This is a genomic window from Pseudoxanthomonas sp. LH2527 (genome assembly GCF_022539275.1).
Taxonomy (GTDB): domain Bacteria; phylum Pseudomonadota; class Gammaproteobacteria; order Xanthomonadales; family Xanthomonadaceae; genus Pseudoxanthomonas_A.
Genome location: NZ_JAKZBW010000010.1, coordinates 14,807 through 27,155, shown reverse-complemented (window position 1 = coordinate 27,155; position 12,349 = coordinate 14,807). Strand labels below are relative to the sequence as shown.

General features: G+C 65.4%; 7 protein-coding genes. All 7 read left to right on the top strand.

The window, feature by feature from the left end:
• Positions 1–119 precede the first annotated feature (119 nt).
• The 7 genes from MMG85_RS07565 (at position 120) to MMG85_RS07535 (ending at position 12,247) form a co-directional block, all read left to right on the top strand.
• Positions 120–1,148 carry a LacI family DNA-binding transcriptional regulator gene (locus MMG85_RS07565; protein ID WP_241045495.1) on the top strand — a complete coding sequence of 343 codons (1,029 nt, stop codon included), beginning with the start codon at positions 120–122 and terminating at the stop codon, positions 1,146–1,148.
• A gap of 95 nt (positions 1,149–1,243) precedes the next feature.
• Positions 1,244–4,219, top strand: coding sequence for a TonB-dependent receptor (locus MMG85_RS07560; protein WP_241045494.1), 2,976 nt, complete (start codon positions 1,244–1,246; stop codon positions 4,217–4,219).
• Between the two features lie 132 nt (positions 4,220–4,351).
• The gene (locus MMG85_RS07555) at positions 4,352–5,950 is read left to right on the top strand and encodes a glucoamylase family protein (protein WP_241045562.1); all 1,599 of its coding nucleotides are present in this window, start codon (positions 4,352–4,354) and stop codon (positions 5,948–5,950) included.
• Positions 5,951–6,031: 81 nt separating this feature from the next.
• Positions 6,032–7,315 (top strand): sugar ABC transporter substrate-binding protein, encoded by a 1,284-nt coding sequence (locus MMG85_RS07550; RefSeq protein WP_241045493.1) that lies wholly within the window; start codon positions 6,032–6,034, stop codon positions 7,313–7,315.
• Positions 7,312–8,196 carry a sugar ABC transporter permease gene (locus tag MMG85_RS07545; protein ID WP_241045492.1) on the top strand — a complete coding sequence of 295 codons (885 nt, stop codon included), beginning with the start codon at positions 7,312–7,314 and terminating at the stop codon, positions 8,194–8,196. The genes MMG85_RS07550 and MMG85_RS07545 overlap by 4 nt, the downstream gene beginning before the upstream one ends.
• On the top strand, positions 8,193–9,014 hold the full coding sequence (locus tag MMG85_RS07540; protein ID WP_241045491.1) for a carbohydrate ABC transporter permease: 822 nt from the start codon (positions 8,193–8,195) through the stop codon (positions 9,012–9,014). The genes MMG85_RS07545 and MMG85_RS07540 overlap by 4 nt, the downstream gene beginning before the upstream one ends.
• A 35-nt stretch (positions 9,015–9,049) precedes the next feature.
• Entirely contained in the window at positions 9,050–12,247 is a 3,198-nt protein-coding gene (locus MMG85_RS07535; protein WP_241045490.1) for a discoidin domain-containing protein, read from the top strand.
• Positions 12,248–12,349 lie beyond the last annotated feature (102 nt).

The following is a 12,349-nucleotide window of genomic DNA, read 5'->3' as shown; positions in this document are numbered from 1 at the left end:
GCGCAAACGACTGAATTCACAACGTATTTCGCACCAACTAACGCGGGCTTTACACGTTTCCGTGAAAACGGTTACAGTCCGCGCCACTCAAGGCTGTCATCACCGCGGAGGGGCGGGGAATGGCGAGAACCTCGGTCACCATCAAGGATGTCGCACGCGAGGCGCGGGTCTCCGTCGCCACCGTGTCGCGTGCCTTGAACGGGCACGAGAACGTCGCCGACTCCGTTCGCCAGCAGGTCCTGGCCACGGCCGACCGCCTGCGCTACCAGCCGCATGCCGCCGCGCGCAGCCTCAGCAGCCGCCGCACACAGACCATCGGCGTGGTGTTGCCGGACCTGTACGGCGAGTTCTTCTCCGAACTGATCCGCGGCATCGACCAGGTCGCCCGCGCACGCCGCCAGCATCTGCTGGTGTCCAGCTACCACGGCCATCCGGAAGAGCAGGGCGAAGCGCTGCGCGCGATGCGTGGCCGCGTCGACGGCTTGCTGGTGTTGTCGCCGTATACCGACCGTCCGGGCTTCCTGGTCGACAACCTGCCGTCGTCGCTGCCGGTCGTGCTGATCAACACCGATGTGCAGGACTCGCCGTATCCGGCGTTGACCATCGACAACTACAGCGCCGCCGTGGCGATGGTCGAGCACCTCGTCCAGGCTGGCCATCGCCGCATCGCGTTCATCGGCGGGCCGGAGGGCAACTTCGATGCGCGTGAACGCTTGCGCGGCTACCGCGATGCGATGGCGCGTCTGCTGCCGGGCGCGCAGCCGCAGGAATTTTCCGGCGATTTCAGCGAGTCCGCCGGCTACGAAGCAGGCAAGCACATCGCGCATTCGGCGGACAGGCCGCAGGCCGTGTTCGCCGCCAACGACATGACGGCGCTGGGTTGCCTGTACGCCTTCAACGAAGCCGGCGTGCGCGTGCCGCAGGACGTGGCCCTGGCCGGTTTCGACGACATTCCGCTGGCGCGCTTCGTTCACCCGACCTTGACCACGATGCGGGTGAGTATTGCCGAGCTGGGGGGGCAGGCGATGAGCCGTCTGCTGGAAACGATCGAATCCGATGGTGCGCGTGTGGCGCCTTCGGCCATGTTGACGCCGGAGCTGATCGTCAGGGCGTCCAGTGTGGGAGAGGGCCGCCACACACAGACATAGGGAAAGCGTGACCGCTTTTTTTTGGAGCGGGTTGTAATCGATTACAAGCGGCATCAAGCCGATTTGCAGTACATCAATCTTTGGAGGGAGAGCCAATGAAGCAGCGCAACCGCACCACCACATTCCGACCCAATCGCAAGCTGTTGTCCTGTGCCCTGGCGAGCTGCCTGGCCATGGCGGCGCCGCAGGTGATGGCGCAGTCCACGTCCGCCACGCTGCGTGGTGCAGTGACGGCGGACTCGACCATCACCGTCACCAACGTGGATACCGGCCTGACCCGTACCGCGAAGGCCGCGAACGGCAGCTACAACATCGGCGGCCTGCCGCCGGGCACGTACCGGATCGACGTCAATGCCGGCGGCCAGACCAGCAGCCGTGCAGTGACCCTGGCCGTGGGCCAGACCGCCACGCTCAACCTGCAGGACGCACCGCCGGTGTCCGCGCCGACGGGTGACGCGACCACGCTCGACACCGTGCGCGTGACCGCGCCGATGCTGGTGGAAACCAAGACGTCGGAAGTGGCCACGTACGTGTCGAACAAGCAGATCGAGCTGCTGCCGCAGAACTCGCGCAACTTCCTGGCGTTCGCCGACACGGTGCCGGGCATGCGCTTCGTCACCAGCGGCAACGGCAACGAATCGCAGCTGCGCAGTGGTGCGCAGGGTGCCAGCCAGATCAACGTCTTCATCGATGGCGTCGGCCAGAAGAACTACGTCACGCCGGGCGGCATCACCGGTCAGGACGACAGTCGCGGCAACCCGTTCCCGCAGCTGGCGATCGGCGAATACAAGGTCATCACGTCGAATTACAAGGCCGAGTACGACCAGATCAGCAGCGCAGCGGTCACGGCGGTGACGCGTTCCGGCACCAATGACTTCTCGGGCAGCTTCATCTGGGACCGCTACAGCGAAGGCTGGCGCGAGCCCACGCCCGGCGAAGAGGTCGCCGGCCGGAAGAGCGAAGAAACCACCGAGCAGTACGGCATCGCCTTCGGTGGTCCGATCATTCGCGATCGTCTGCACTTCTTCGTGACATACGAAGCGAAGGATTTCATCGTGCCGGAGCTGGTGACCCGCCCGAACAACACGGGACACGTGAATATTCCGGCGAACATCCTGGCGCAGTACGGACCGACCAGTCGCCCCTTCGACCAGGACGTCTACTTCGGCAAGTTGAGCTGGCAGGCCAGTGACGAGCACCTGATCGAGTTCTCCGCACGCGTTCGCGAGGAGGTCGGCATCCTGGACGTGGGTGGCACGAACGCCCAGAGCGCGGCGACCGCGCTGAACAACGACGAGACGCGTTATGACCTGCGCTCGCTGTATTCGGCCGAAAACTGGATGAACGATGCGCACCTCACTTTCGAGGAGTCGTCCTACAATCCGTCTCCGCTGGTGAACGCGCCGATCATCCGCTACACCGCCCGCAACCAGGCGAACAATGGCGACATCACCCTGCTCAACACCGGCGGCGGTGGCAGCTTCCAGGACAAGGGCCAGAAGGGTTGGGGCCTGCAGAACGATTTCACCTGGTACGGGTGGCAGGACCACACCATCAAGGCGGGCGTGAAGTACAAGGACGTCGAGCTCACCGCGTTCCAGCAGTTCCCGCCGAATCCGCGTTATATCTACGACGTGGCGGTCAATCCCGGGCAACCCTATCGCATCGAGTACACGACGGCCCGTGCCGGCCGTACGCCCTTCGTCGAGTCCGGCAACAAGCAGTTCGGCCTGTACATCCAGGACGACTGGCAGGTCAACGACAAGCTGACGTTGAACATGGGTATCCGCTGGGATTACGAGGACATGGCGGCGTACAGGGACTATGCGCTCGATCCCGCCATCGCGAGTGCCTTGCGTGGTTGGACGAACATCCAGAACACCGATTACGACATCGAGAACTACATCAGCGATGGCGGCAACCGCAAGAGCGACAAGGACAATTTCGCTCCGCGCATGGGCTTCTCGTACGACCTCTCCGGCGACCAGCGTCACGTGATCTTCGGCGGTATCGGCCGCTCCTACGACCGCAACCTGTTCGACTACATGGCGCGCGAGTTCTACGGTGGCGCGTTCACGACGTACACCATCAACTTCCCGGACGTGAACCATCCGTGCAATCCCAGCCCCACCTGCATTCCGTTCAATCCGGCGCTCCTGACGCCTGAGGGTCTGGCGGCATTCGCGGCTGCCAATCCCACGGCAGGTGGTGAAGTCAATCTGCTCGCGAACGACCTGGAAACGCCGTACTCGGACCAGTTCAGCATCGGCACGCGCAACACGTTCACGGTGTGGGGCCATGACTGGAACACGTCGGCGACGGTCGCGCACATCCGTGCGAAGGAAGGCATCTACTTCCGTCTCGGCAACCGTTATCCGGGCGGCAGTTTCCGCGACCCGGCGTTCCCGAACGCCACGTGGGGCCGTCAGCCCTGGGGCCAGGCCATCCCGGGTTACGGCAGCCTGATCCTTGGCCAGAATGGCATCGAGAGCAAGCTCAATTCGCTGCTGCTGTCGATCGACAAGCCGTACACGGAGCAGTCGCCGTGGGGCGTGACGTTGGCGTACACCTACAGCGACGCCAAGGAGAACCGCGTCAACGCGTCGAACGGCGAGACCTATGTCTTCGACTACCCCGATGCCGGTGATACGTTCTATCTGTCCAATGGCGTGCCCAAGCATCGTCTGGTGGCGACGGGCATCTATGGACTGCCGTGGGATGTGACGCTGTCGGCCAAGCTGATCCTGGAGACCCCGACGCCCCGCAGCGCGACCAACTGCTTCGATGCGCCGAGCAACGACAACTGCTTCTTCGATCCCTACGAGCGTTCGGAAACCATCGGTTTCAAGCAGTTCGACATTGCGCTGCAGAAGGTCTGGGATACCGGTACCGATCTGAAGTTCAAGGTCCGCGCCGATCTGATCAATGCCTTCAACTGGCGCAACTGGACGGATTTCGACGACTGGCGCGGCGGCCCGGGCGTGGCCAATCCGAACTTCGGTCAGCGTAGCGGCAATGGCATCCTCTGGCCCACCCGCACGTTCAAGCTGTCGCTCGGCTTCGACTGGTAATACATACCCGCCCTCGGGCGGCGCCTCCGGGCGCCGCCTGACCGGCGGGTTTGTTTTGTGCTCTTTTGTAATCGGTTACAACGGGATAACGTTTTGAACAAGATCACCCCAGCCCCGCGCACGCCCTGGCTTATAGGCGTCGTGCTGACTCTGTTGATCGCCGGCTGCCAGAAGGCGCCGGAGGAGAAAGCCGCACCCGCCGCGAAGCCTGCCGCTCCCGTCGTGGCCGCCAAGCCGGAACCGCCGGCGAAGCCGGAGTTGCCGCCCCTTTTCCGCGACATCGAACGTCGTACGTTCCAGTTCTTCTGGGACACCACCAACGAAGTGAACGGCATGACGCCGGACCGCTATCCGTCGCGTCCGTTCGCCAGCATCGCCTCCATCGGCTACGCGTTGACCGCGTATCCCATCGGCATCGAGAACGGCTGGGTCAGCCGCACGCAGGCGGTCGACCGCACGCTGACCACGTTGAAATTCCTGCGCGACATCCCGCAGGGCCCGCAGAAGGAAGGGAAGGGCGGCCACAAGGGCTTCTACTACCACTTCCTCGACATGAACACCGGCGAGCGCTTCAACACCTGGGTGGAACTGTCCAGCGTGGATACCTCGCTGCTGTTGATGGGCGTGCTGTTCGCGCAGTCCTACTACGACCGCGACGATGCACGCGAGAAGGAGATCCGCGCGCTTGCCGACACCATCTACAAGCGCGTCGACTGGACGTTCCTGCAGAACAACAAGCCGCTGATCTCGATGGGTTGGTTCCCGGAGAGCGGCGTCATCCCGCACGACTGGAAGGGCTACAACGAGGCCATGATGGTCTACGTGCTGGCGATGGCCTCGCCGACGCATCCGGTGGGTCCGGAAGCGTGGGAAGTGTGGACGCGCAGCTACAGCGAACTGTGGGGCGTGTTCCAGGGGCAGGAATACCTGACCTTCGCACCGCATTTCGGCCACCAGTACAGCCATGTCTGGATCGACTTCCGCGGCATCCAGGACGCGTACATGCGCGAGCGCGGCATGGACTACTTCGAGAACAGCCGTCGCGCCACCTACGCCCAGCGCGCCTACGCCATCGAGAATCCGATGAAGTGGAAGGACTACGGCGCGAACGTCTGGGGCCTGACCGCTTCCGACGGGCCGCAGCAGACCACCCAGGAATACCGCGGCGAACAGCGTCCATTCCGCCATTACTCCGCACGTGGCGCGGGCTTCCGCGAGAACTTCGATGACGGCACCATCGCGCCGACGGCGGCCATCGCCTCGCTGCCGTTCGCGCCGGAGATCGTGATTCCCGCCACGGAGGAAATGCATCGTCGTTACGGCGACTACCTGTACTCCAGCTACGGCTTCCTGGATTCGTTCAATCCCAGCTTCGACTACGACATCCCACTGAAGACCGGACGCATCGTGCCGGGCAAGGGCTGGGTGGCCAGCGACTACATCGGCATCGACCAGGGTCCGATCCTGGCGATGATCGCGAACTACCGCAGCGATTTCGTCTGGAGCGTGATGAAGAAGAATCCGTATATCCGTGACGGATTGAAGAAGGCCGGCTTCCAGGGCGGCTGGCTGGATGCGGAGAGCGAGCATGCCAGCGGCAGCAGCCCCGTGGCGGCGCCGACCGCACCGCCGGATCTGGACGCGGCCGCGGCGCGCGCGCTGGGCACCGCGGAGTCGCGCGCCAACCAGGCCTCACAGCCCGAGGCGACGCGCCCGCAGCAGCCCGAGTAAGCTGTTCGCATGGATCGGCGTGCACCAGCAAGGGTCTCTCCAGCACGCATCAGGGTCTTCTCCGGTGGAAGGAGGGCCCTGGTGCGCTGCTGTTTCCCTGCGCTCCTGATGCTGCTGGTGCTGGCGATCGCCGGTTGCGCGCGCACGCAGGACGACCGCACCACCGTGCGGTTCTGGGTGATGGGCTACGAAGGCGAGGTCGTCGCCCGGCTGTTGCCCGAATTCGAGCGCCTGCACCCCGATATCCGCGTTGACCTGCAGATCGTGCCGTGGCTGTCGGCGCACGAGAAACTGCTGACCGCCTTCGCCGGCGAGTCGCTGCCGGATGTCAGCCCCATCGGCAATACGTGGATCCCGGAGTTTGCGGCGCTGGATGCGCTGGAGCCGTTGGATGACGAGATCGCCGCGACGCCTGGCTTCGATCAGGCCGACTTCTTCCCCGGCGTCTGGGACACGGGCGTGATCGAGGGCCGCGCCTACGCGGTGCCGTGGTATGTCGAGACCCGGCTGCCGTTCTATCGGCGCGACATGCTGGCCAAGGCGGGCGTGGAGACGCTGCCGGTGAGCTGGGACGACTGGCGGGTCGCGATGCGCGAGGTCAAGCAGGTCGCGGGGCCGGGCAACTATTCCATCCTGCTGCCGCTCAACGAGTTCGAGCCGCTGTTGAGCCTGGCGATCCAGCAGCCGGAGCCGTTGCTGCGCGAAGGTGGCCGCTACGGCAATTTCCGCAGCGTAGGCTTCCGCCAGTCACTGGGCTTCTACAAGGAGATGTTCGAGCAGGGCTGGGCGCCGGTGGTCACCAACAACCAGATCTCCAACGTGTGGGACGAGTTCGGCAAGGGGTTCTATTCGTTCTACATTTCCGGCCCCTGGAACATCGCCAAGTTCAAGGAGCGTCTGCCGGCCGCGCAGCAGAAGGACTGGGCGACGATGCCGTTGCCGGGCCCCAACGGCCCCGGCGCATCGCTCGCCAATGGCACGAGCTTCGTCGTGTTCAAGGATTCGCCCAACAAGGCGGCGGCGTGGCAGCTTATCGCCTGGTTGTCGTCGCCGAAGGTGCAGGCCGAATTCCACGCGTTGACCGGCGACCTGCCGCCGCGCCGCTCGCCGTGGCAGACGCCCGCGCTGGCGAGTGATCCCTACGCCAAGGCCTTCCGCGAGCAGCTGGAGCGCGCGGTGTCCACGCCGAAGGTACCGGAGTGGGAACGCATCGCCACCGAGATGCGGCTGGTCGGCGAACAGGTCGCCAATGGCCGCATGAGCGTGGACCAGGCGGCCGAGGAACTGGATCGCCGCGCCGACCGCATCCTGGAGAAACGTCGCTGGATGCTGGACCACGCCGGCAAGGCGGGGGCGGCGCCATGAGGTCCACGCACTCGCTCGCCGGCTGGCTGTTCGCCGCGCCTGCGCTGACGGTGATCGTGGTCTTCTTCGGCCTGCCGGTGCTGGCCGCGCTGGCGCTCAGCCTGACCGATTTCGACATCTACGCGCTGGCCGACATCGGCAACCTGCGCTTCGTCGGCGTCGACAACTACGTCGGCCTGCTGCAGAACCCGATGTTCTGGAAGTCGCTTGGCAACACCGTCTACTTCGTCGTGGTCGGCGTGCCCCTGTCGGTGGCGCTGTCGCTGGGCGCGGCGCTGCTGCTGCACTCCAAGCTCGGCCGCTTCAAGGGTTTCTTCCGCACCGCGTTCTTCGCGCCGGTCGTCACCACGGTGGTGGCGGTGGCGGTGATCTGGCGGTACCTGTTCCACACGAAATACGGTCTGGTGAACTGGGGCCTGTCATGGGTCGGCATCGATCCGGTCGACTGGCTGGGCGATCCCACCTGGGCGATGCCGACCATCATCCTGTTCGCCGTGTGGAAGAACTTCGGCTACAACATGATCATCTTCCTGGCCGGCCTGCAGAGCATTCCGGAAGACCTGTACGAGGCGGCCCGCATCGACGGTGCCTCGCGCTGGGCGCAGTTCCGCCACGTCACCCTGCCGCAACTCGGTCCGGTGCTGCTGCTGGTCGGCATCCTGACCATGGCGGGCTATTTCCAGCTGTTCGCCGAACCCTACGTCATGACGCAGGGCGGCCCGCTGGAAAGCACCAAGAGCGTGCTGTACCTGATGTACGAGGAAGGCTTCAAGTGGTGGAACCTGGGCAATGCGTCCGCGGTGGCCTTCCTGCTGTTCGTGCTGATGACGGCGGTGACCAGCGGCCTGCTGTGGTTCGCCCGCAAGCGGGGCGTGGAATGAACCCTCGGCTCGCCACCGTCGTCGTCAACGCCTTGCTGGTCGCGCTGGCGATCGTCAGCATCGGTCCGCTGCTGTGGATGCTGTCGGTGTCCTTCATGCAGACCGGCGAGGCCGGCCACTTCCCGCCACCGCTGCTGCCATCGGCACCGACGCTGGACAACTACCGCGAACTTTTCGTACGCGCCGGCATGGGGCGTTACCTGCTCAACAGCTTCATCGTGTCCACCAGCGTCATGCTGCTGTCCCTGCTGTTCAACACCATGGCCGGTTATGCCTTCGCCAAGCTGCGTTTCAAGGGGCGCGACCGCACCTTCCGCGTGCTGATGGCGGCGCTGGTAATCCCGGCCCAGGTGGCGATGATGCCGCTCTTCCTGCTGCTCAAGCAGATGGGCCTGGTGAACACCTACGCCGGCGCCATCGTGCCAGGCATGGCGGCGATCTTCGGCATCTTCCTGGTACGCCAGTACGCGCGCTCCATACCGGATGAACTGCTGGAGGCCGCGCGCATCGACGGCGCCAGCGAGGCGCGCATCTTCTTCCAGATCGTGTTGCCGGGATTGAAGCCGATCCTGGTGACGCTAGCGATCTTCAGTTTCCTCGGCGCATGGAACGATTTCATGTGGCCGCTGATCGTGTTGAGCGATGACAGCCTGCAGACCCTGCCGGTCGCGCTGGCGGGCCTGTCGCGCGAACACGTGATGGACTACGAACTGATGATGGCCGGTTCGGTCGTCACCATCCTGCCGGTGCTGCTGCTGTTCCTGGCATTGCAGCGCTATTACATCCAGGGCCTGTTGCTGGGCAGCGTCAAGGGCTGACCGGGAAGCCGGATCGTCGCGGAGCTTGAATCACCATGAACATCGAACCGTCATTCCTGCGCAGTCGGGAAACCCATGTCTTCGCTTTCCGCAAGGCTGCACTGGCTTGCGGCGTACTGCTCGCGTGCGCTGCGCCGGCCTTCGCCGCAGAGGAGGGCATCCGCATCCTCGACGACTTCAGCGATGCGTCCGCATGGCGCGTGGTGACGTCCAACCAGGTCAGTGGGGCGCTGCGTACGGTCGACGGCGTGGACGGCAAGGCGCTGTGCCTGGACTATGACTTCAACGGCGTATCGGGCCATGCCGGCATCCAGCGCGACCTGCCGTTGTCGTATCCGGCCAACTACCGGTTCGGCTTCCAGCTGCGCGGGGATTCGCCGCGCAACGACCTGCAGTTCAAGGTGGTCGATGCCAGCGGCGACAACGTCTGGTGGGTCAACCGGCCGAAGTACGAGTATCCGACGGTGTGGACGCCGGTGCGCTACAAGCAGCGCCACATCGACAAGGCCTGGGGCCCGGACCCGGACCGCGTGCTGCGGCGGAGCGAGAAACTGGAGTTCACCGTCTACAACAACGCGGGCGGCAAGGGCTCGGTCTGCTTCGACCAGCTGACGTTCGAGCCGCTGCCGGTCGACGACGGTGCGCCACTGACGGGCAAGGCGAGCGCATCGCTTGCATTTCCGGCGGGCGCCGCGGGGTTGGCCGTCGATGGCAACTCCGACAGCGCGTGGGCAGCCGATCTGCGTGGCGAACAGGATCCGCAGCTGACGCTGGACCTGGGCAAGGTGCGGGAGTTCGGTGGCCTGGTGCTGCGCTGGAAGCCTGGCCAGCATGCATCCGACTATCTGGTGCAGCTGTCCGACGACGGCGTGCGCTGGCGCGATGTGCGCACGGTCGTTGGTGGCAACGGGGGCACGGACTACCTGGCGCTGCCGGAGTCCGAGGCGCGGTACGTGCGCCTCGCGATCGGCGACGGGCCCGAGCATTCGTTTGCGCTGGCAGAGCTGGAAGTGAAACCACTCGCCTTTGCCGCACATCCCAACGATCTGTTGAAAGCGATGGCGGCGGAATCACCCAAGGGCTGGTTCCCGCGCGGCTTCAGCGGCGAACAGCCGTACTGGACCATCGTGGGCCTGGATGGTGGGCGTGAGCAGGGTCTGATCGGCGAGGATGGCGCCATCGAGATCGCCAAGGGTGGCGTCAGCGTCGAGCCGTTCGTGCAGGTCGATGGACGCTGGGTCGGCTGGGCCGACGTGGTGTCCACGCAATCGCTGCAGGACGGCTACCTGCCGATCCCGACGGTGGCCTGGCAGCACGCGGACTTCGCGCTGACGACCACGGCTTTCGCGGCAGGCAAGCCCGGCGATTCGCGTGTGGTCGCCCGGCATCGGTTGACCAATACCGGCAAAGTGCCGCGCGAGTACGTGCTGGCGCTGGCCGTGCAGCCCTGGCAGGTCAATCCGCCCAGCCAGTTCCTCAACACGACGGGTGGCTTCAGTCCGATCCGCGATATCGCGCTGCGCGATGGCGTGGCCAGCGTGAACGGAAGGCCGAGCGTGCGCTTCACGCCACCGGATGCGGCGCTGGCGTCGCGCTTCGACGAAGGGCTGGTGCGCGAGCGGCTGGCGTCCATGGAGACAGACATGGACGGTGCCTCCGCGCAGATATCCGGCGAATCGAACGGACTCGCGTCGGCGGCGGTGCTGTACCGGATCACGCTGGCCGCCGGCGAAAGCCGCGACATCGACTGGGTGGCGCCGCTGGAAGGCGCTTTGCCCGCACGCATCGACGCCGCACGCGACCAGCAGGCCACCGCCAGCATGTGGCGGACCAAGCTCGGCGAAATGAAGCTGCAGGTCCCCGCCGAAGGCCAAGCCATCGCCGACACTCTGCGCACCGCGCTCGCGCACATGCTGATCTCGCGCATCGGCCCGCGCTTGCAGCCCGGTACGCGTTCGTACTCGCGCAGCTGGATCCGCGACGGCGCGATGATCTCCGAGGGGCTGCTGCGCCTCGGTCGCCCGGAGGTGGTCAAGGAATACGTCGAGTACTACGCGCCGTACCAGTTCGAGAACGGCAAAGTGCCGTGCTGCGTCGACGACCGTGGCAGCGATCCGGTGCCGGAGAACGACAGCCACGGCGAGCTGATCTTCAACATCGCCGAGTATTACCGCTATACCGGCGACAAGGCGTTCCTGAGGAAGATGTGGCCGCACGTGCAGGGGGCCTTCGCCTACATGGAAGAACTTCGCCTGAGCGAGCGCACCGAAGCCAACCGCGCGGTCAACGCGGCGTTCTACGGCATGATGCCGGCGTCGATCAGCCACGAAGGCTACTCGGCCAAGCCGATGCATTCGTACTGGGACAACTTCTGGGCGCTGCGCGGCTACAAGGATGCCGTCGAGGTCGCCGATGCGCTGGGCGAGACGGCGGCGTCGAAGCGCATGGCCGCCTCGCGCGACCAGTTCCGCGACGACCTGTACGCCTCGTTGCGCGCGGCCACGCAGATCCATGGGATCAACTACCTGCCGGGTGCGGCGGAGATCGGCGATTTCGATCCCACCTCGACGACCATCGCACTGGCACCGGGCGGCGAGCAGGGCAAGCTGCCGGCGGACCTGCTGCACGGCACGTTCGAGCGCTACTGGACCGAGTTTGTGCAACGCCGCGACGGCCAGCGCGCGTGGAAGGACTACACACCGTACGAATGGCGCAACGTGGCCGCTTTCGTCCGCCTGGGTTGGCGCGAGCGTGCCTGGGAGGTGGTGGACTTCTTCTTCAAGGATCGCGCGCCGCCGGCCTGGAACCAGTGGGCGGAAGTGGTGTCGCGCACGCCGCGCACGCCGTTCTTCGTCGGCGACCTGCCGCACGCCTGGGTAGGCTCGGACTTCGTGCGCTCGGCGCTGGACATGTTCGCCTACTCGCGCGAACTCGACGACAGCCTGGTGCTGGCGGCCGGCGTGCCGGCGACCTGGCTGGACGGCGAGGGCATCGCCATCGACGGCCTGCGCACGCCGAATGGCGTGCTGGGCTACTCGCTGCGCAGGACCGGCGGCGACGTGGTGCTGGAAGCGAAAGCCGGACTGAAGCTGCCGCCCGGCGGCCTGGTACTGACGTGGCCGTACAAGACGGCGCCCGGTGCGACCCGGGTCAACGGCAAGCCGGCGCAGTGGAAGGACGGCGAACTGCGCATCACCGTGCTGCCGGCACGCGTCGTGGTGACGTCCCCCTGACCTGTAGAGCGGAGCTTGCTCCGCTGCGTGTCGCAGTTGATCGTACGTAGAGCCGAGCAAGCCCGGCTCTACGCCAGGGGCGGAATCCGTCCCGGTGCGCCG